Raw genomic sequence first — 20,496 nt, 5'->3', positions numbered from 1 at the left:
GTTCATCCGCCGCGGTGCCTACAGGGTGGGCCGTTCCGACGCATGGCGATCCGGGCAGGGAAGGACTGCGCCACCGGGCCATCGGGCAGCGGCGCCGTCCACCGATAGGACGGGGCACGGGCCACAGCGGCCGCTACCAACGTGCGGCCGAAGCCGAGACGCCGGTGCTCAGCCGCCACGTGGACGTAGTCCAGAGTGGCCGTCCGGCAGCTCGCACACGGGCTGGCGGTCACCACGCCAACCTCGGTGTGGTCAAGACGGAGTTCGATCCGGCCAGCCAGCGTTCCTGCGGCCGGCGGATGGGCTACGAGGATCAGCCCGTCGCCCGGGTCCGCGTCGGGCGCGTGCTGAACCGTGACGTCGAGGGACGCCCACTCGGCAAGGCGCCGGGCCGCCGGATCACAGCCTTCCTGTGCGCGACAGACCTCGCAGAGCGTGCCGTGTAGCCGATAGCGATGGCTGTAGGGCTTGAGCTTGTCGTAGAGGTCCAGATCAAGCCGGTGACCGAGTAGGCAGACGATGAGCTTGCTGGTCGCCGGCCGGATCGGAATCAGCCCACCGAACTCGCCACGCGCGCCTGATCGAACGGCTCCGTCGACGTGGTGGTCGATCATCGGTCACCTCGTGACTGCCCCGGCCAGTTCGAGCGCGGCTGCAACCTGCGGATCATCCAGGGACCTCGGTTAGCCCACGCCCGGCAGATGCCTCGACAACGGCGATAGCGCCGTCCGGGCCTGGTAGCTGCAGCGCGACGGTGCGCGGCCGAGCTGCAGCGCCGCGGCCACGGCTGGTCGCGACGACCTCGCGGAACTTCAGGTGACCGAAGCCGTCGTCGGTGAGACCGCGCCATCGACGGTTCGACACGCGCAGCTCGAGGTCGGCGTTGGGCCACGGGCCGACAGCAAACAGGACAGCGCCTCGATTGCGGACCCGTCCGGCCAGTCGGCGAGCCAGCTGCGATTGCATTCCACGCGCGACGGCGGGCCCGAGCACGACCAGGTCGAACCCATCGATCAACGCTGATAGCACGGCGGCGACCTCCGCTCCGAGATTGGGGATGAGAGCGAGCTGGTCAAGGTCGACGCCCAGCTCGGCCGCCGCCGCGAGACCAGCCTCGGGCACGCCGATGATTGCCGCCCACGATCCTTTGCTGGTCGCCTCGGCGAGCAATGCGAAAACCAGCGCGGTCGAACCCGCGACCGACACCGTGCTGCCTCGCCGCAACCCGCCTGGCACCAGTTTGGCGAGTGCCGGCGCCAGCGGTAGGGAGCCTGCGGACGCCGACGTATCCGGGCTCGGCTCGCCGAGCTGTGCGGCGGTGCGTACACCGGGTATCGCCGCGAGCCCTGCGACCGCCTCCGGTACCGCCATCTCGCACCTCCAGCACCACGAACACGCGCCGGAGACGCTCACGCGGGGAAGTCGCGAGCGAACCCGAACTATCGAACACTTGTTCGAATACTGCGAGACGCGGCGAACGCTGTCAAGTCGAGCCGGTCAAGCTCACCCCGCCGTGGCCGCGCCAGCAACGTATGGCACTCACTTCCGCACGACCTGTCACCAATCGCCTCGACGAAAAGTCTTCAGCAGCGAGCTATGCTTCCGAGTCGACGAGCACTTCACAGTGCTCACGAAGGCTGTCGAGGTGAACGACGTGGACGCAAAGCAACTCTTCATCCATACGCTTCAGGACCTCGAAGAGCGAACACAGTCGACAGACGAGTACACGATACTTATGTCGGCCGCATTGCTTCGGAAGTTGCTCTTCGATGAACTGAGGTTGATCGACCAGGTCAATCGCACCCACAAGCTGAAGATCCGGTTCAGGATCAACGGCGTGTCACCGATCGAGCAGTTTAATTACGACAACCCTCCAGTTTTCTACATCATCGAGGACGCCTTTGATCCCGATTCCCCCTTTACCTTCAGCCCTTACGATGCCACGTTGGATCAGTTCGCCAACAGGCGGATCATGTACAGCAACGCCAACTGGATCACCGTCCGAGACGCAGTCAACTATTTCGCCAACATCGCCGGAGCAGTTCACCACGGCCCCGCCAAGAACGTTCGACAGCACGCGTTGGATGCCGCTGCCGCCTTCTACGGCCACCAGGAACTTCCGGGCGCGTTGCACCAGATGAAACTGATCGGCCGGTTGACCATCGAAGGCCTTGACCCGCTCCGTAAAGCGGTCCTGACGTCAGGCGAGGCAACTTAGCGTCGGCAAGTGCCGCAAAGCCGCCGGTATTGGCGGCGGCCCGCAGGCGCCGCAGCGTAGGTCCCGGCCCAAAGCCGCACAGCGCCGCGTTCACGCCTCGGGCTCTTCCTCAGCGTCCTCGTGCGGAAGAATCACATCGGGACCGGTCTCGCCGACCCCGAAGCCGTCGGCGGTGTCGGGGGCCCCTTAGCCGGGGTCGGCGGCCGCGATCTCCTGGTGTCCTACTTCCGGATCTGGCTCGAGCGGCGAAGTCGTCATGCCGCGGGCATACCCCGCAGCCGGCGTTTCATTCGTCGCGACACGGTCAGCGGCTCGAAGCCGCACGGTAAGCCGCGATCCTGATCCGCAGCCCACGCAGGTGAACCAGGTCGATGACAAACTCCGGAGCGGGCCGGTAGCCCGCGGTCGGCTACCCGGCTCGGCAGGATCCACACACGGTAAATGAACCCGTCTTCAGCCATGCCGCGACTGCGACCAGACCGCGGGATCGCCCACGTCGGGGCGCGGTGGCGAGCCCGGGCCAGCCATTGGACGTCCGGCTTCATCACGCCGCCCAACGCCTGTCGAAAGCCGCGAGGTCATCGTCGCCGTCGCCAGTCCACGCCAAACCCGGGGCACTCGGCGCGGTTACTCCAGATGTCGTCACATTCTCTCAAGCCCAGCGACATCACCATCAGTGATCTTTCCGCGCAGCGATGCGCCAGTTCGCCAGTCGTTGGTCAGATGCGCGTGCCTGCCGGCAACGATCGCCGTTCCCACACCGAGACGAGCCGCTATGAACGCCAGATCTTGACGCGAACGCGCCATCTTGATTTCCGCGTTGATTCCTTTGTCAACTAGTGCATTTGCAGCGAATTCGTTGGCCTCTTTTTCCGCATCGTCTTTTTCATCTTTATCGAAGTCGAGATCCAGGAATGTAGTGCGTCGCGGATGCAAGAGCACATGCCCTATCTCGTGTACGATACTGAACCATAAGATGTCTGCTTTACGGTGCCGCTCGGTTACTCCAATGACCGGCCTGTCCTTGCTGAGCCACGTCGTGGCACCGCAGACGCGTGTTCCGGGCACTTCACGCACGAACACCAGAACAACGCCCGCTTCGGCGAGTGCTCGTTTCGCAGCGGGGAATCCGTCGAGAACCGTCAGCGTTGTCAGCCCGGGCACGGTCCGCAAGGCGCCGCGAAGGGCTCGTGGCCGCACTGGTGGCACATCGACTTGCTCGGCCGCACGCTGGACAAGTCGAAGCCAAAGGGCGGTGTTCTTTTCTACGACACCGAATGCCTGGCTTCGCCGGAAGGAGACTTCAGGTTTCAACCAGATCTTTTCAAAGGCTTCCGGGCTGGCAACCTTGAAGAATTTGAGAATCTTTTCGACGCGAGCAACTCCCTTGTCGCCAACATCGACAATCCGGTGACGCCACAAGGTTTCGTCGTCGAATTCCTCAGCCCATCCCACATAATCGTTTAATTTCTGCCGCGCTTTTCTCTTGCTTTCATACGCGTTGAAATCGCTCTCGAGCCTGATCCAGTTCCGGGCTGGAACGTCGAGAGCGCGTTCCAGCAAGACTGCGACATCTGACGATATCCCGATCGAACTCTTAACGATCTGATTCACGTGCTTGGGAGTAAGGCCAGTGCGCTCGGCGAGTTCCGCCTGGCGCATGCCGCGCTCCGCCAGCACGTCGCGAAGGACCACGCCGGGGTGGATCGACCAATCGGGTTGGAACTCCTCCGGCATATCACCAGGCGCGCTCACCCGGTCATCCCGAGACAAGACCGGCCGGCCACGGCCAGGTCGATGACTTCGAGGCGGGTGACCTCATCGGGCCGATGTTGCGGCGCGATCACACGGTCTCCATCCTCGCCGAAAGCGGTCGCATTCAGGACAGCACGCCGACGCGCAACGGCGATCGCGGCCGTCGGCTTCGGGGACGCTGGGGTCAGGACGCTCAGAAGCCCCCAAGCGAGAGCGTCGGCGAGGGACGGCGTCGACACCTTGAGCAGGTGGATCAGCATCATCGCCTCCTGATGCATGCCCGGGAAGGCTCGCTCCAGTAGAGCAGGCGACGCGAGCAGCGCTTCCAGGGCAGCGTTGGGCACGGTCAACAGCACGCCTCAGTATGCCCCGGTCAGGTTGATCCGGCAAGCTCACCCCACTGGGTGATCACGACAAAAACTTTACCCACGTCGCGATTTTTTGGACTACCTTGTGGGAGGACAGCGGATCGGAACTCGCCGACCGCGTCTACTCAGGAGGCACCAGTGCGAGTCCACGCCTACTCAGCAGGAAGCCCGGCCGCGGTGACGTACCCGGACACCGCACCCGAAACCAAGCTCGCGACCCTGGTCGAAGTTGGGGTCGACGAACACGTATTCCGCGTCGGGAGCGAGGTGGAGATCGACGTCGGCCTGACCGTCGCGGAACTCTTCGATGAGGGTTCCGGCCACGTCCTCGTGCACCACTGCCGCCAGATCGCCGTCACTGTGTCCTACGTCGGCAACGAGCAGAGCTTCGAGGTTCACCCGTCCGCGCACGTCAAGGCCGTACTGAAGCGAGCGATCAAGGCTTTCGACATCGACCCGACCGCCGCCGCGGACCTGGTCCTCAGGTCGTCGGGCTCGTCCGACGACCTGCCCCCGAACAGCCCAATCGGCGCGTTCGTGGCCAGGGGCACTTGCGCCGTGCACCTCGACCTCGTCCACCTCGTCCGGCCGCAGGGGTGATCGTGATGCCAGGAGCCGGCGCCTCCCCCAACGAGCTGAGGCTCACCCGCGACCTGGCCTCGAACCGGTTCGAGAGCGGAGTCGCCGCCGGCTCCTGGCGCGTGGTCGCGTTCGACTGGCCTCACCTGACGGTCGCCATAACCGCGGGCGACGGCAACGAACTGAGCATGCGGCTGCTGGTCGACGGCTACCCGGGGCAGGCACCGGCCGGACAGCCGTGGGACCTCGCCACGGACTCCCCTCTTCCGGCGTCGCGGTGGCCGACCGGCGGGATGACCAGCATGGTGTTCCGCACCGACTGGTCGCCGGCGAACGGAAACGCCCCCTACCTCGCGTGCGATCGGGTGGCTCTGGCAACGCACGCCTGGGCCACCCAGCACCCCGAAAGAGCATGGAACTCAAGCCGCTCGATCGAGTTCTACCTCGAACAGGTCTACCACGAGCTGGCAGCCGCCACAATTCCGCAGACGTGAACCGAGGTGAACTCTGTGTCGGATGACCGCGGCGGCCTGATCATCAGCGCCGAACTGTTCTCGGAACTACTGGTGCAGTTCGGCAGACGAGGCGACGGCGTACGCGAGTCAGGCGCCTTCCTGCTCGCGAACGCCGATCGTCCCAACGGGGACGCGACCACCTCTTGGACGACGGTGACCGCCTTCGCCTTGTACGACGACCTTGACCCGCGCTCCTTGACCGGTGGAATCACCTTCCACGCCGAGGGCTACAGCGCCCTCGGCGTGATCTGCCGCCGCGACCGGGTGCGAGTCGTCGGTGACGTCCACACCCACCCGTACGACTGGGTAGGGCAGAGCCTCACCGACTCCAGCCATCCGATGTCCGCGCTACCCGGGCACACGGCCCTCATCGTGCCCTGGTTTGCCAAGGGAGATCTCCGGCTCGACCAGGTGGGTGTCCACACTCACTTAGGCGGCGGCCGCTGGAGGTCCTACTACGGGGACGAAGTCGCCGCAGTACTCCGCCTCACCGGTCACACCCTGTGTCGCCGGATGCTTCGCCGGCTGCGGCACGCCGCGCACCTGATCCGCAGCGCGTTCACTTCGAGGAGCCCCTGATGGCCGACTACTTCAGCGCCGACCAAGTACACCGGACCGTACTGCTGTCCGCGCACGACGACACACAGCCGACCCTCGGCGCCGCGCTCGCCGCCCATGCGTCCATCGAGGTTCTGATCTGCGCCGACGAATGGGCGTGTTCCGACGAGGAGGGGCAAGCGGCGCTCCTGACGGCGATCGCCACGGGCGTTCGCGCGTTCGGCCGGGTGTACGTTCACGTGGGCGCGCCCGGCGCCATGATCTGTCGCGGCGTGTATCGGGGCCTGGTTGTCGCCGCCGCGGTGGAGGAGGCCGGAGCGCTGCAGGTCCCCGAGGCGGAACTCGCCAAGGCCTCCGGCCGGCCCACCCTGCTGATCGGGCCGACCACGGCGGCCCCGGCGGAGGGATCCGGTCATTGCGTCTTGCGCGCATCCTGGTCGGGTTGGACCGCAACGGTGACTCACGTTCCATCCCCCGCGTTGTCGACGGGACCTTCATGCACGCTCTCCGCCATCGCGTCCGGGGCGCTGGGCATCAGCGAGATCTTCGGCTGGATTCGGGCACGGCCGGGCGACGACCACGGCTTTCGCACGGCAACGCTCAACCTGTGGGAGTTTGGGTCCACCGCCGACGGAGCGGAACTGGCCCACGCCCCGCTGGCGTGGTGGCTGGTGGGGCTGGGGCACCTCGGTCAGGCGCACGCGTGGGTGATCAGCTGGCTGCCCTACGAGCAGCCCGGCGGCGTTGAGATAGTCCTGCAGGACACCGGTCTGACGGTCCCGGCGAACCACAGCACGGGCGTATTGACCCCGTCCGGTTCAAACGGCGCCTCCAAGACGCGGCTGAGCGCCGACGCGCTCCAGCACGCCGGCTTCCGCAGCCGGATCATCGAGCGCGACGTCCGCAGCGACTTGCGGGTCTTCGAGGACGAGTGCCACATTGCCCTACTGGGCGTTGACAACCTTCCGGCGCGCCGGCTCACGTCGGGCGTCGGCTGGCGGTTCGCCGTCGATGTCGGTCTCGGCAACGGGGCCGCCGACTTCACATCGATCCTGATCCGGCGGTTGCCCGGTAGGTACCTGAGCCAAGACGTGCCGAGCTGGCGGGATCAGCCCTCCGGACCAACCGAAGTCCCCCGCAGCAGGGCGTTCACGAGCCTACTGAGCCAAGGCGACAAGTGCGGGGTCGTCGAACTCGCCGGCACTGCGGTCGGCGCGGCCTTCGTCGGGGTGATCGCAGCATGCGCAGCCATCGCCGAAGCCTGCCGCGAACTGCACGGAGGTGTCGGCTACGAGGTCCTCAACCTGGATCTCGCCGCAATGAACACCGTCACCGCGCTGGCCGATACACCCGCGGACGTGATCAGCACGCCACTGCTTGAGCCTCGATGATCACCTGCCGATAAACAACTATCAGCACCGGGAAGGCAGCAATTGAGCAAACGAGACCGGACCCGGCGGCGCCGGGACGATCGAACCAAAGACCCTGTCGCGGCCGCCGTCGCGCCGTTCAGCTCTACATCGCTGCTCCCGGTCCTCGAAGCGGCGGCAGCGTCCCCGACCGCCGCCCATCGTGGACTGTCCATCGCGATGCTGTTCGACGCGGTCGCCCGGCACCATCCCCACGGCGAGCGGGTGGCCACCGCGGCAGACCTACCGGAGTTGCTCCAGCACCTACCTGACCTCTCGATGCAGGAGGACTTCACGCCCTATGATCCCCGCGAGGAAGTGCTGATCCGCTGGGGCGGGGAACTGTTCCGCGTGCTGGGGAGCTCGCTCGAGCGTCCGTCCGCGAGCCTGAACCAGCAGGCCCTCCTCGCTTCCGCCATCGACCCTGTCCTAGTACCACGGCTGGGCTTCGGGCTCGGGGACATCGGCGAGCTGGTTCTTCGCCGCATCGACGACGTCGTGCGCGTGCTCGCACCGCACTGGCCTGCGGGGCTGGCCTCCGACGCCGACGACGCGGCCTGGATTACCCAGGCCGAAGTGGACGCGGCGAACACCCTGCCGGCGTTCGGCGAACTACCGGACAGGTGCGCACACCCCGATCGAGCCACGGCGGCCGCGAACCGCTACACGGTGAACAACCGTGATCTCGCGCATCCCTCCGCGTACACGTCCGCCACATTCGGTGCCACGATCGCGACCCGCCACCGCGGTCACGTCCGACCACTGCCTGCGGCGTATCTGGTGGAGGCCCTCCCCGCGATCGGTCTCGACCTCGCCAGCCAAGCGGCAGCAGCGAGTTCCGCCGCAGAGACGGCGTTCTCCAACACCGTCCGGACCCGCGTCGCTCGTCGCTTCAAGGGCTCGGGCCAGTTGATCACCGGCCCGCTCCGGGTCGGGTCCCGCAGCCCGCTGCATTCCCTGGTAATCCACAACGACCGCCAGGTCATCGCGCTGAACGTCGTCGCCGAACTCACGGCCGAGAACTTCTCGGCGAAGTTGCATGCAGGCGACCAAGCCCTGCAACAGGTCGTGGCCGGGGTGTCCTTCGCGACCCCTGCCGGATCTCACGCCTTATCCGCCGACGCACAAGTCGTCCGCGCCAACATCATCGCCTGGCCTCACCCCGTGCTCCCGGGCGGCACGAGGTTCCCCGTCCTGACCTTGGACGACCTGGAATGGATTCTCTACACGGCCAAGCAATCACCGGAAGATCTCTGGTACTTTCTCCGCGATTTGTCAAGCCCGGCCGGCGTGGAAACCACGTTCGCGTGGGACATGATCGACCGGTGGGAGGTCTGGCGACAGACGAAAACCTTCTACCACGGGGGCAAAACTATCAGCTTTCTGACATTCGCCGCTCACCACGCAGCCGCAGAGTGGCAAGAGGCTTCGACTAACGCACCGATCGAGCGAGCCCTGCTCGCGCTCGGGTTGCCGCCATTGCGCGATTGGCCGATCGTCAACCCCGAGCACCCAACCGGCACCGAAATCGCGGACGTGTCAGTTGACGAAGTGTGGCAAGTACTGCCACTGCGGGTGCCCGCAGCGGTCGCCAAGACCGACCCGTCAGCGCCGCGTGAGCGACGTCCAGAACTTTTTCGGTTCGCTGTCGGCATGGCTTGGAAGCTGAACCGATGTGCCGATGCGTTCGAGGCTGCCGCGAGCAGATCCGGGCTGACCTCACTGCGTATCGTCTTCGCTTTCCAAGAACGTCAAGACGGGCCACCGCTGACCGTCGCGGGGATCGAAGACGGCGTCATCACCATCGCTTGGGACGCTCAACTGCAGCCCGCTCTCGCCGAAGACTCCTTCGCGGTCGAACGGCTCGCCGGCGAAGTCCTGGCAGAAGCCTTGACAGAAGATGCTCGTGCCGGGTTCATCCAGGCGTGGCAGACCGCGCCGCCAGGCATCCGGGTCGACGGATTCCGGCTCAGTCAGCGGGTCCAGCGACTTCCCGATCCGATCCAGGGCCACGCATCGATCAAGACGGACGTCCTGCGCCGCCTCGGCGAGTTCCTGATCGAGGACGGAGCCGAACCAGGACTGCTGGAGGGTGTTGACGCCACCCGATTCGAGAGCAAGACAGTCTTCCCATGGCTGATTGCCCGGCTCCACGAGGCGATCGCCTCATTGTCCCCAACCGGGCTGCTGGAGTTCGCTCTCGGGCAGCTCGAACGCGTCCACCACAAGCGATTCATGATCGACAAACAGCTGGGCTGGCAAATGGGCTTCCCGACCGGCGGCGACCTCGACCGTTCCCGCGAGATCAACCGGGTGACCGAACACATTCGCGTGGTCTCCCTCATCGTCGAAGAGGTGCTCGGTCACCCGCCCGCGGGCACCGAGCCAACCGACATGGTGCGCTGGATCCACGTAGTTTCGATCGCGGAACTTTGTCTGGATTCGTGCGTCCGAAGCGCCGCGATCCACAACCAGCTGACACACACTGCGGCCAAGATCACCGAAAGCTACGAAGTCGAGACGCTCACCTCGCACGAGCCAACGGACATCGACATCGCGCGCTACCAACGACTCCGAAGTAGGCACTCCCTACCGGAAGCAGTCCCGATCACCACCGGGCTGGCGGAACCGCCGCAGAGCGACGGCACACCTCCGGCGCCGATCGCCGAGCGGGTCCCCCGGCTGAAGCCTATCGACGAGGTGCTTCACTCCGCGCTCGGGTTCGGGCTGGATGCTGTCCTCGGCGTCTTTGAAGTCGCAACTCATTGGGAAGCGAGCGAGGCGCAGCCCGCAACGGCAACCACCTCGGCCACGGTCGTCGACGAGTGCGTCCGGCTGATCCCGCTCGCAGGACGAGACGAGTTCGCAGCGGCACTCGAGTGGCTCACGCTCTGCGGCAACGACCTCAGCAGTGATGTGATTCCGCACTGGGAGACCGAGCGCCGTGCGAATCGCATCTCGACCAGTCCTTTTGTCAAGGCGGGCAGCACGCTCTGGGTTCTGCCGTGGACCACGGAATCAGCGAGAAAGATCTTCCTCAACTACTTGCGAGACGGTCGGCTCCCCCGGCCTCACGCCGTCCTGCCCGAAACCGTCAACACGGTCCTGAACAAGTACCGGCAAGAACAGAACCGTGAGGCCGAGAAGAAGTGTACCGCGGCGCTCAGTGTGCCGGGCCTTATCGTGCGGTCCGGCGTTAAGCCGGAGAAGAAGAACCACTACGGTCTCGCCCAGCTCAGTGGTGAGATCGACACGCTGTGCGTCGACCCTGCCCGCAGCCGGATCTGGGTGATCGAAGTCAAGGACTCGTACACGCCCTACTCCTCCCACCAGGTTCGGCAGCTCGTCGACCGGTTCAACAAGCCGGGCAAGTACGTCGACCGGCTCCTCGCCAAGGTGGCCGACGTCGAGGTCTCCGCCGCATCCGTGACTGCGGCGCTCAGGGTTTCGGACCCCGAGCGAGCGTGGACGGTGCTCGGGCTGATGGTCACTCGGCATGTCGAGCCGGCTGCCTTCACCGTCAGTCAGAGGATCCCTTACTGCCTGCTCTCGGATGTACTGGCTGTCGTAGATCAGGACGAGCTTCCAGGGCCGGGCCTCCACGGACCCTCGACCAAGCTCACCACCGAACCATCAAGCGGTGAGGACTAGCGACGAAACGCGAACGCTCGAGATAGCCACGATCTGCACGCAGGCGGATCACCCGGCGATCAGCCACGCAGGCGAGCCGGCGTGGGTGGGCTACATGCCTGCAGAGTCGTCGAGCCGGCAGCCGAGGTACCCCGTGAAGCAGTTGCTCAGGCCCGTCCGTGTCTGAGCCGCCAGGCAAGCTATGCGAGGATCACCTATCCTTCGAGCAACTGCGTCATTCCCTCAAGCCCGGCGTCCATTGCAATCTGGATAAGCCAACTTTTCACCTGCCGCTGACGTTCGACGACGTTGCTGAGGTCACACGAAGGGTCAGCGAGCAGGTGTGCGCCGCGCGCTCCACCTGCACCGGGAATCTGCCGCAACCCGGTGGTCGCAAGAACGTCTGAGACCGCTCTCGCCGTCCGGAAGTGGACGATTCGAGGTTGCGGAACCGCCAAGACATCGATACCAGCCAGTTCCGCCAAGGAATCGGTGACTTCTTGGTCGGATAGCGTCGACACGGTTGCATCGATGAGGCCGCCTAACCGATCCGGGGATATCTGCCACCACGGCGGTGGGTTTTCGGCTGCCGCGCTCCACCGCACGACAATGTCAGCTTGAATACGTAGACTTCGAGCGAAGTCACCGTACCCACCCGGAACAGTGATCTCGACTTTGCCTGTCACCGGCTTGATCGTTGCGTGTGGCCAACCCGCAGGGGCTCTCCATGTTTCCAGCGACACAGTCCGCGACCCATTGTTAGGCCCCGAGCGCTGGAATCGTTGCCCATCGCCGGACGACAGATCACCGAGAACCAATCCCCACAACGCGCTGTCGAGGGGCGACTGGTTCAACGCGCCGATCAGCCTGCCCACGGTTCGTTCGTCGAGTGGTCGCCACTTCGCATCTCGCGAAACTGGTATTTCGAGGCCTGATCTGATGATGAAGTCAACCGTCTCATCCTGGATTCCGTCCACACCTACCGGCAGGTCAGGGCTGCGGATGGTCCAGGCGTTGTCCGAGCCGTTCGGCGCACCTGTCTCGACGAAGAGATCTCGCAACCGCTGCCAGTCAGCCGGATAGGTGGTGTTCTGGTGGCGGACGTAGGCGACACCCTCGACCAGCAGCGGACGGTAAGGATGGTCGGGCGGCACCCGGAGCACCAACACGAATCGGTCCGAGTTTTCATCGAGAGGCACCGGGATGATTTCCGGGACCCAAGGAGGTTCGATCTTGGTGCTGCAATGGTCGGCCACCCGCTTGATCACGTCTTCTTCGACGCCCGTAACGCGCCGGTCGTCCGTGACGCCGACCAAGACCAGCCCTCCATACGTGTTGGCGAGGGCCGCAACGCCTCGTGCGATCGACTTGGCCCACGTCTCCTTGTACTCGATCATGGGCGACTCCGGCCCAGTTTGCCCCACGAGCGCGCGCACGCGCTCGATCGTGATGTCCGACTTTGCGGCGTAGAGCATCGAGTCAGTAGATGTCACAGACGCATCCTCCTCTGCCAGCGGCGGAGATGGATTGCGGGCTGACGCCGCAGCAGCTAACGGTGTTACTCCGAGTTCACGACCGCCTCCCGGCCGGGCTCACCGCGGCACTACACGGCAGAGATACGGCCTGTGGTCAACGGGTTCGAGGACTGCCGACAGCAGGTCGGCAACTCAGCCCGAACCTGAACCGCCTCGAGATCTGGACCGACCGCCGGAACGTTTTCCGAGCGCACTACCGCCACGAGAACCCGCGAGCTTGTCGCGCCCACACGAAGCTGTTTCCGCGCGTCCCTGCGGAGATAGGACGCCTGCAGCGCCAGTGTTCGGCGTCCGCCTGACGCGCTCGCTCAACGAGTCGCTCGTCGAGTTCAGCGGACTCGTGGGTCGCTACTCCGACCTGCCCATTGGGCGGCGGGCCTATCGTCCGGGTGCAACCTGTCCCGGGCCACTTCCCACCGGCGCCGCAGGCGGAGACCCAGGTGACCGGGCCAACCCGGCATCAGAACTCGCCATGCTCAGCGCTCGAAGGAGGCCGGGACCTGCTTCGGCCCACCCGATCAGCAGGAGCATGTCGACGGAGTCGAACGCCGCCTTACCCCACCGCCCGGCGAATACTGGGTCGGCGACGTTCAACAGCAGAGTCACTGCACTTGCCGCTAGCAGCAGGTGTCGCGCTGGCCGTAGGACATCATCCCTCAGTGCCGGATAGAGCCAAATGCCGCGTACCGACAAGTAACCCCAACACTGTCAGATCCACAGCCGGCGCCACCAGGGGCGCCACGAACGCCGGTACCTGCAGCTTCGAGGCCAGATTCAACACGTTGCCGAACCCGAAGAGAAACGTCAGCCCGATGACCAGCCCCATCGTGACGGACACAAACCGAGCCACTGCCTGCGAGCCGACGCTTATGACGGGCTCCCGCTGAGGTCTGGAAGCTCAAAGCTCGCTTCGACGGCCAACTTGCCGACGTAAAACCCCTGGTCAGACCCGTTCCCGTCCTTTGGCAGTCCTGCCGAAGACTCGAACCTGCGCATCACGCTCATCGGGCGCTCCTCCGCGGCCGACGCTCCATCACCAGCAGCACGTCAACCTGGATCAGCAGCCCGTCCGGCAGGGCAATTGGTGTGATTGCCGCCGGAATCTCACCTGGGCACGGACGCCTACCGAACCCAACATACTGCAGCGCAGCGTCCGATCTCCCGGAGATCGAAGCGACGTTCCGACTAGGCTCGCAGCACCTGCTAACCTGCATTCATCCTCCTGGTGGGGATGCGGCCGTGTGTGAAGGGCTGCGATGGCATGAGCAGGCTTGGCTCCGGCGCCCCTGCTGGCAATGCCAAGGGTGTGGGGCACCCGCTTTGCGCGTAGTGGTGAAAATGATCGTACGAACGTGACCATGTGCGGGCCGGAACGCGGAATGGATCACGCATGCCCTCATCACCTCGTCGCAAGCTGAAAGACGTCCGGCGGTCGTTCACCGGCGAGGACAAGGCGAGCGCAGCAGCCGGCGTCGGCCGGGGCGACCTGGGACTCGACCGCTGCTCACCGCGACAGCGACGATTTCGAGCCTTCCTCGCGCTCTACCTCTTCAACGCCAACGTGCCCGACACGCCTCTCGCCGTCCAGCACAGCGCGAACGCCTTCCTCTCCTACACGATGACCGTCTCGCCGTGGTTTGACAGCCTCGTCTGCATCGTGCCTGGGGCAGTTGACAACGCCGTTGGTCGACTCTTGGCATCGCCCGCACGCGGCGACCTTCAGTACGGCGTGCCAGGGTTGCGAGTCAAAGCGGCCATCGACTTCAGGACGTACCACCTCGTCCACCTACCCACTGACGCAAAGATGGTCGTGGCGTCACGCCCAGACTTTCCTCGCCTGAGCGAAATCGAGCGCAGGGGCCCGTATGGCGAGACATGGAGCGCCGAGCACTACGTCGGCGCCGAAATCCCGCTGGCCGACGTCGAACGGGACGCGCTATCCCACCTCCCCTCGATGCCCTCGGGCATCGAGGGCATCCTCGCGGCACTTGTAGCCCGGCTCGACACACGCGATCCGTCCGGCAGCTGGGCCCTGGGCAACTGGTGGTATGACCCGCTCCTTCGCCCTCGCCCGAGCGGGTACCGCCGCGACGGCAAGATCGCGCTGTGGGGCCAAGGCCGGACATGGGAACTCCGCTGGAACGGCCAACCACATCCAGAGGATGTCATCGCGTGCCTGACCGCACCTGTCGTCGGCGTCACTCAACTCAGCGCCACGCACCTTTCGCCATCCGAATGGGTCATCACACTCGACGGATGCTGCCTTACTTTGAAGTACGGCGCTGCATGAGAGCCGAGGACGTTGAGCACTGATTGCGAAGACGTGTATTCTTCGTCGAGCACTCGGAGCGCAAGGAGCCGGGGCCGCGGCGGATCTACCCAGACGATCCCGCTAGCGGCGAGAGGGTGTGGGGCACCCACCTTGCAATTCACCGATGCGGAGTCGTCAGCATGGCTGGCGCGTGTCTACGGTCGAGTCTGGGCGACAGGAGACGCGCTATGTCTGGAAACGCTGCCCGTCGGCGCTTCGCTGGCTTCCGTAGCCGGTTCAGTCACGAACCCCACGCGCTCGCAGCACGAGCGATTCCGCGGATCACTCCCGGGACCACACCGCCAGCCCTCGGGTTGGACACCTGCACGCCTGCCCAGAAGCAATTCCGCGCTTTCGCTGCTCCCTTCTTGCTCAACACTCCCGCCGTGCCGCGTCACCTCAGGATCGCCGGGTGCGCCCAGCTTGTCGCGAGCTCAGGAGCCTCGCGGGTCGGTTGGAGCAACGTCGTCGTCTCTCCGCAATATGACGACCTCAGTATCCTCACGGAGGACCCCGATCACCTAGTGCAATGTCTCGCCGACACTGCCAACGACTCAGGCCACGGCATCCCCGGACTTCGACCCGTGGAGGTCGAGGGGGCTGGCGGCGCGCTGCTGTTGAAGCACCACCCCACCGACGCCCTCTTGCGGATGCGCTACCACAGCTACTACACGCCCGACCAACGAACGCCACCGTGGTTCTTCCCGACCAACTGGCGACGCTTACGACGAGACCCCCAACTGGGTGCCCAAGAACGTAAAGCCCTCGGCGCGATCCCCTCGATGCACGAGGATGCCGTGGACCTGCTCGCCGGCTTGGTCGCCCGGTTAACGTGCCGAGGCGACGACGAGGGCTGGGCCGTCGGCTGGCTGATCGGCAACCCCACACCACGTCCCCTTCGAGAGCAGAGCGGGTTCGACTTCATCCAGTTGTGGGGCGACAACGTCAACTGGACCCTGAAATGGGGCGGCTACAGCGCGGCACCCACGAGCGACGTAGTCCGGGCCCTGACGCACCCTGACATTGGCATCCCCGGTGCCCGCGCCGTGACGTCAAGCGAAACTCGCGGAGAGGTCCACCTCCGGAAAGCCTCGCTGATTCTGGAACTGCACGACGTTCCCGTGTCCGAATACTTCGGCAGCGACAATCGTGTTGGGCTCGACGAGGCGCACCGATGAGTCGCACCCGAGAACCATCGTCATGGAAGGGCATTGTGGACAGCTGCCTCCGCGACCCTCATCGGTTCCGCCGCATGCTCATGTTGCTCCTTGTCCTCGCAGCCTTCGCAATCACACTCGTAGCCATCGCAGGCTGGCCGCTGGCCGGCATCGGCTCAGTGCTGACGTGTGCCTTAGCACGTCGATCAACACGAGCGAGCTCCTCGGCACGTGGCCGGCGAGCACACCACCGATGAATGGCGATCGCCACGTGAACCACAGTTCAAGCCCTCGACTTCCGCCAGACGGCGCACCTGACCATATCGGCCGTCGCGGCCGCACCTGCCGTCGAACAGCCCGCCGTGGGCTCGAACTGGTGCGCCGCCGACCTGGTCCGCTGACCAGTTGCACCGCGGGTGCGTCGTGAAGCCGACGGCTCGGTACGGCAATGACCCGAGGTCACGCTCGTGCTTGCGCCGCGACCTCGGCTTGACCTGATCGTCCATGTGAATCAGCCCGGATGCTCGCTACGAGCAGCCTGGAGCGAGCAGCTCCGATACGGAGTTTCCGCCGAAGCGTCTCCGCGGAGATCGGTCGACGATGCGCGTCCCAATGACGAACGTCCTCCTGCCTCGCCCGCTCAAGCAGATCGTCGTCAACCAAGCCGAACGCCGGCCGATCGCTCTGTTTGTCGGCGCTATCGGGCATCGCGTCCCTAGACGTCTCCGACACCGCCCGTCCGCTACTGAGCAGGTCATCGGGACACGTTCCCGGCGCCGGCTTCACGTCGTCGGGCGCTGCGGGGGCGCACTGAGTTGCGATGGCAAGGGCCCTCAGCAGGTCCGGGCCGACTTCAGCCCATCCAATGAGTAGCAAGGGCCCGACTGCGTCAAATGCAGCCTTGCCCCACTGGTTCGCACAGATGGGATCAGCGATGTTCAGAGCAAGTGTCACCGCGCTGGCCGCGAGCAGCAGACGCCGGGCCGGCTGCACCACCTGACCCGGTGCGCCGTTGAGTGCGAGGTGCCGGGTCCCCACCAGCAACCCCAGCACCGTCAAGTCGACAGCCGGGGCCACCAGCGGGGCGACGTACACGGGGACGCCGATACGCAGCGCCAGCGCCAAGACATTCCCGAAGCCGAAGAGGAAGGTCAGCCCGATGACGATGCCCATCACCGTGGTCACGAACCTGGTCACGCCGTCCGAGGAGCTCATCACGACCTCCCGTGCATCGACGCGAGGTCGTACGTGCCCTCGATGACCAGCGTGCCGGTCAGCCGAGGCCGATCAAGGTGATGATGGTCTGTGTGGTGCCCCCGACGGGACTCGAACCCGCACTGAATCGATTTTAAGTCGACTGCCTCTGCCGGTTGGGCTACGGGGGCACCGCACACTCTAGGTGATCGGGGTGGCTCCTGTCCGGTCAGCGGGGCTTTCGAAGCCGCCCAGGAGGCCCGGGCCGTCGTTGCGGCGGCTCCAGTCCTCCGATCGGCGGCGGCGGCGCTCCTGCTCCCTCGCTATCCAGTCGCGGCCCTCGGCTGAGACTGCCTCCAGTACGTGCAGGGCTCCGGCTATGCCCGATGACTCCATGGCCATCCTCTGCAGCATGGCCTCGTTCTCGAGGTTCTCGTCCGCCAAGCCTTCGAATCCCTCGGCCACCACCGAGATCTTTTCGCCGCTCACCAGGGTCAGGCGGAAGGCGCGCTTGCGCAGGGATGCGCTTTCGCCGTTGACGATTTCGTAGTGCCAGCCGTCGGCGTAGCGGACGCCCACCTCCGCCACGCGGGCTGCTGCCAGTGCGTCGTAGCGGAACGATGTCCGGCGCTCGTCGTGGACGTTCGCCTTGAGGAAGTCCAGGTCCACCTCTATCTCGCGAACGCCGCTGCGGGTCAGGAGGAACACCAGGATCACGTACCGGGAATAGCGCATCGGGCCGCCCAGGACGCGGGCGCGGCGGGCGTTGGCCGCTCCTTCCGTCAGTGTCACGTGGGCTACCAGGTCGCGGTTGGTCAACGCGCAGCGGCGCAACGCCTCCGTCTTCAGGTACGCCTTGTCCAGGTCCAGCCAGCGCGCCATCTCCGCGTCGTCCGGGCGGTCCGCCAGCACCCGCAACCAGCTCGCGTACGCCTGCTCCTCCTCCCGCAGCAGACGCTGGCCGCGCTCGGTTTCCTCCGCCTGGAACTGCTGGGCCACCAGAATGCGCAGTCCCTGCTTCACCGCGAAGTAGCCGCCGATGCCGAGGAACAGGCCGGCGCCCGCGAAACCGCCGTAGCCGGCCAGCATGATCAGCGCGCCTGTCGCCGCGATCGCCAATCCGGTGCGGTGGATGAGCAGCACCGACGGGGACGGGCGGACCTCGTCGCGATACGCGTACAGGGTTCCGTTGCGCCATTCCGCGGCCACGCGCTTCGCGTGCCAGCGGATCAGCCAGTTCACCGCGCCCGCCTGGACCTGGGCGTTGCCGAACAGGGCCACGAACCGCCACTTGTAGTACTCGCAGATCCCGCGCGTGTCGTTCACCCAGTTGCCCTGCGGGTTCGGACGCGCCGCCCAGAACCGCAGCTCGACCAGTTTGTGGATCTGCTGCACGAAGTCGGTCCGGACCCAGTGGCCCGGCGACACCGCCTGCTGGTACTGCAGCGGGATGCCGTGCTCGCGGTCGCGGGCGGCCAGGCGCATCGTGCCGAGCTCCTGCTCGCGGCCGGCCCAGATCGCGATGCCGAACCCGGCCACCATCACGAGCAGGGCGGGAACACCGAACTCCGGGCGGCCGGTGGAGAACCCGTTCAGCAACGCGAAGATCCCCATGAGCACGCCGACGCCCGCGAAGGCCGCCTTCACCCACTCGTCCGACGGGATCGCCGCGCGCGCGGGCACGAAGAACCGCGGTGGTGCGGGATCCGGCTCGAAGAACTTCCACGCCCGGCCGACCCGGTCGTTCGCCAGCCGGTCCTGCCGGACCCGTTCGGCGTCCTGCGCGTCCAAGATGTCCTGCAACGCTCCGCCGAGGACCAGCGAGAGGTGACGCGTGATTTCGGCCTGCCGCTCGGGGTGCAGCCCGTGGAGGTTCGCCGTCGCCTTTTCGAGCTCGGCCGCGTCCGGGGGAACGCCCATTTCCTGTTGCCAGACGCAGGACATGAGCTGCCACACCACGTCCATCGCGCCGCGCCAGGCGTCGTTCGCGAACCGCTTGGCCATCAGGTCCGCGGTCCGGAACCGCTGGTGGATGTCGTCGGTGACCTCGTTGAGCGAACGGTCGCTGAGAATCGACAACGCGTAGTAATAGGCGAGTTCGGTCGAGTCGTGCCCCTGCTCCACTAGTTCCCGGAGCAGAGACTCGGCCGGGCGGGGCATACCGCCCTTGAGCCGCTCGAGCGCGACCTCGAACCGGCGCTCCGGCGGGTCGGACGGGTTGATGTTGTACGTCGTCTCGTTGCGGTGGAAGGTGCCGCCGTAGATCGCGCCGATCTGCTGCTCGACGTGCGCCTCGTCGGCCGCGTGGTTCGTGTTGTGGAACTCGGTCACGCGTGCTCCCCCCGGGTCGCCACGTTCAGGTCCCCGTACACCGCGCCGACCTGCTGGCCGACGCGGGCGTTGCCCTGGGCCACGTTGGTGTTGCGCAGCGCCGGGACGCCGGCGGGCTCCGCCGGCCGGCCGCGGTCCGGGACGTCGAGCCCGGCGGCGAGCGCGCGCACGAAGTCGGCCGCGTTGCCGGCCGCGACGGCCTGCCAGTCCGCGCCGTCGGCGGCGTCCTTGGCGCCGTCGGCGCGGTCGCTGATCCCGCGGACGGTCAGCGCCGGAACGTCGTCGTTGAGGTGGCTCGTCACGGCGAAACCGGCGCTCTCCATTTCCACCGCCACCGCGTCGTTGTAGTTGTCGTACAGGTAACGCGCGACGTCGGACGACAGCCCGTCGACCACCACTTCGCCCGCCGCGATCGGCTCGAAGTGGACCTCCGGCCGGTTCTTGTCACCCGCCCAGGTGCCCTCCCGGGCCAGCGCCCGCGCGAGTTCCAGCAGCCGGTGCGACGGTTCCCACGCCTGCGGCCGGCTCCGGAAGCCGCGGTCGTCGCTGTAGCCGCTGTGGAACGCGTGCACCTTCCGGGCGACGACGACATCGCCGAGCCGGAGCCAGTCACGTAGCCCGCCGGCCACTCCGGCGAAGAGCATCGCGGACGGTGAAAACTCGGCGACGGCGCGTTCCGCGACCGCCGCTGCACCGGCGTTGCCCTTGCCGACCATGCCCAGGGCCACCTCGTGGCCGGACAGTTCGCCGACCTCGAACACCGTGCCCGCGCGGTGCCGGTGCGGCCGCACCCCGCTCATCCGGGCGCGCACCGCGGCCCGTTCCACTTCCATCGCGGTCAGGATCGCGAGCACGCGACCACCACCCCTGCGAGTCGTTCTGCCATGACGATCTCTCCCTCTGTCCGCCTCACGGCGCCCTCTCGATCGACAGCCC

Annotated in this window: 16 protein-coding genes and 1 tRNA gene; 8 read left to right on the top strand and 9 right to left on the bottom strand. The window is 66.0% G+C overall.

Annotated features, from left to right (window positions below; all coding sequences use genetic code 11):
• Window positions 1–2: 2 nt before the first annotated feature.
• Window positions 3–614, bottom strand: coding sequence for a GNAT family N-acetyltransferase (locus tag C2L59_RS44540; protein WP_103355616.1), 612 nt, complete (start codon window positions 612–614; stop codon window positions 3–5).
• Between the two features lie 52 nt (window positions 615–666).
• Window positions 667–1,371 (bottom strand): hypothetical protein, encoded by a 705-nt coding sequence (locus C2L59_RS44535; protein WP_233224028.1) that lies wholly within the window; start codon window positions 1,369–1,371, stop codon window positions 667–669.
• Between the two features lie 274 nt (window positions 1,372–1,645).
• Between C2L59_RS44535 and C2L59_RS44530 the strand changes: the two genes are divergently transcribed.
• A complete protein-coding gene (locus C2L59_RS44530; RefSeq protein WP_146060520.1) occupies window positions 1,646–2,218 on the top strand; it encodes a hypothetical protein in 573 nt (190 codons plus the stop codon).
• A 642-nt stretch (window positions 2,219–2,860) separates the two neighbouring features.
• Here the strand turns inward: C2L59_RS44530 and C2L59_RS44525 are convergent.
• A complete protein-coding gene (locus C2L59_RS44525; RefSeq protein ID WP_146060519.1) occupies window positions 2,861–3,973 on the bottom strand; it encodes an ImmA/IrrE family metallo-endopeptidase in 1,113 nt (370 codons plus the stop codon).
• Entirely contained in the window at window positions 3,970–4,329 is a 360-nt protein-coding gene (locus C2L59_RS44520) for a hypothetical protein (protein ID WP_103355613.1), read from the bottom strand. Before C2L59_RS44520 ends, C2L59_RS44525 begins: the two co-directional genes overlap by 4 nt.
• 189 nt (window positions 4,330–4,518) lie before the next feature.
• Between C2L59_RS44520 and C2L59_RS44515 the strand changes: the two genes are divergently transcribed.
• From C2L59_RS44515 to C2L59_RS44495, 5 genes are all read left to right on the top strand, one after another.
• Window positions 4,519–4,941 (top strand): hypothetical protein, encoded by a 423-nt coding sequence (locus tag C2L59_RS44515; protein ID WP_103355612.1) that lies wholly within the window; start codon window positions 4,519–4,521, stop codon window positions 4,939–4,941.
• Between the two features lie 5 nt (window positions 4,942–4,946).
• Window positions 4,947–5,414, top strand: a complete 468-nt coding sequence (locus tag C2L59_RS44510; RefSeq protein WP_146060517.1) for a hypothetical protein — start codon at window positions 4,947–4,949, stop codon at window positions 5,412–5,414.
• Between the two features lie 15 nt (window positions 5,415–5,429).
• A complete protein-coding gene (locus C2L59_RS44505; protein WP_103355610.1) occupies window positions 5,430–6,014 on the top strand; it encodes a hypothetical protein in 585 nt (194 codons plus the stop codon).
• A complete protein-coding gene (locus tag C2L59_RS44500; protein WP_103355609.1) occupies window positions 6,014–7,384 on the top strand; it encodes a hypothetical protein in 1,371 nt (456 codons plus the stop codon). The genes C2L59_RS44505 and C2L59_RS44500 overlap by 1 nt, the downstream gene beginning before the upstream one ends.
• A 198-nt stretch (window positions 7,385–7,582) precedes the next feature.
• The gene (locus C2L59_RS44495; protein WP_103355608.1) at window positions 7,583–11,053 is read left to right on the top strand and encodes a hypothetical protein; all 3,471 of its coding nucleotides are present in this window, start codon (window positions 7,583–7,585) and stop codon (window positions 11,051–11,053) included.
• Between the two features lie 194 nt (window positions 11,054–11,247).
• On the opposite strand, the gene C2L59_RS44490 is transcribed toward C2L59_RS44495, so the two are convergent.
• Window positions 11,248–12,507 carry a helix-turn-helix domain-containing protein gene (locus C2L59_RS44490; protein WP_103355607.1) on the bottom strand — a complete coding sequence of 420 codons (1,260 nt, stop codon included), beginning with the start codon at window positions 12,505–12,507 and terminating at the stop codon, window positions 11,248–11,250.
• A gap of 1,450 nt (window positions 12,508–13,957) precedes the next feature.
• Between C2L59_RS44490 and C2L59_RS44480 the strand changes: the two genes are divergently transcribed.
• Both C2L59_RS44480 and C2L59_RS44475 read left to right on the top strand, forming a co-directional pair.
• The gene (locus C2L59_RS44480) at window positions 13,958–14,857 is read left to right on the top strand and encodes a hypothetical protein (RefSeq protein ID WP_146060516.1); all 900 of its coding nucleotides are present in this window, start codon (window positions 13,958–13,960) and stop codon (window positions 14,855–14,857) included.
• Window positions 14,858–15,264: 407 nt separating this feature from the next.
• Window positions 15,265–16,056 (top strand): hypothetical protein, encoded by a 792-nt coding sequence (locus C2L59_RS44475; RefSeq protein ID WP_158263152.1) that lies wholly within the window; start codon window positions 15,265–15,267, stop codon window positions 16,054–16,056.
• A gap of 438 nt (window positions 16,057–16,494) precedes the next feature.
• On the opposite strand, the gene C2L59_RS44470 is transcribed toward C2L59_RS44475, so the two are convergent.
• The 4 genes from C2L59_RS44470 to C2L59_RS44455 form a co-directional block, all read right to left on the bottom strand.
• Window positions 16,495–17,250 carry a hypothetical protein gene (locus C2L59_RS44470; protein ID WP_103355603.1) on the bottom strand — a complete coding sequence of 252 codons (756 nt, stop codon included), beginning with the start codon at window positions 17,248–17,250 and terminating at the stop codon, window positions 16,495–16,497.
• A 93-nt stretch (window positions 17,251–17,343) separates the two neighbouring features.
• A tRNA-Leu gene (locus C2L59_RS44465) sits at window positions 17,344–17,420 on the bottom strand.
• 10 nt (window positions 17,421–17,430) lie between these two features.
• Window positions 17,431–19,560 (bottom strand): hypothetical protein, encoded by a 2,130-nt coding sequence (locus C2L59_RS44460; RefSeq protein ID WP_103355602.1) that lies wholly within the window; start codon window positions 19,558–19,560, stop codon window positions 17,431–17,433.
• Window positions 19,557–20,414 (bottom strand): 5'-methylthioadenosine/S-adenosylhomocysteine nucleosidase, encoded by an 858-nt coding sequence (locus C2L59_RS44455; RefSeq protein ID WP_103355601.1) that lies wholly within the window; start codon window positions 20,412–20,414, stop codon window positions 19,557–19,559. Before C2L59_RS44455 ends, C2L59_RS44460 begins: the two co-directional genes overlap by 4 nt.
• Window positions 20,415–20,496: the final 82 nt, after the last annotated feature.

It is taken from the genome of Amycolatopsis sp. CA-128772, assembly GCF_002904295.1.
Taxonomy (GTDB): Bacteria; Actinomycetota; Actinomycetes; order Mycobacteriales; family Pseudonocardiaceae; genus Amycolatopsis.
Note: the sequence above shows the minus strand (reverse complement) of the source record. Positions and strands in the feature narration are given on the sequence as shown.

What these genes read in the sequence shown, in the direction of transcription:
- C2L59_RS44540 (WP_103355616.1), bottom strand. Translation starts at nt 614, where the DNA reads ATGATCGACCACCACGTCGACGGAGCCGTTCGATCAGGCGCGCGTGGC.
- C2L59_RS44535 (WP_233224028.1), bottom strand. Translation starts at nt 1,371, where the DNA reads ATGGCGGTACCGGAGGCGGTCGCAGGGCTCGCGGCGATACCCGGTGTA.
- C2L59_RS44510 (WP_146060517.1), top strand. Translation starts at nt 4,947, where the DNA reads ATGCCAGGAGCCGGCGCCTCCCCCAACGAGCTGAGGCTCACCCGCGAC.
- C2L59_RS44500 (WP_103355609.1), top strand. Translation starts at nt 6,014, where the DNA reads ATGGCCGACTACTTCAGCGCCGACCAAGTACACCGGACCGTACTGCTG.
- C2L59_RS44495 (WP_103355608.1), top strand. Translation starts at nt 7,583, where the DNA reads ATGCTGTTCGACGCGGTCGCCCGGCACCATCCCCACGGCGAGCGGGTG.
- C2L59_RS44490 (WP_103355607.1), bottom strand. Translation starts at nt 12,507, where the DNA reads ATGCTCTACGCCGCAAAGTCGGACATCACGATCGAGCGCGTGCGCGCG.
- C2L59_RS44480 (WP_146060516.1), top strand. Translation starts at nt 13,958, where the DNA reads ATGCCCTCATCACCTCGTCGCAAGCTGAAAGACGTCCGGCGGTCGTTC.
- C2L59_RS44470 (WP_103355603.1), bottom strand. Translation starts at nt 17,250, where the DNA reads ATGAGCTCCTCGGACGGCGTGACCAGGTTCGTGACCACGGTGATGGGC.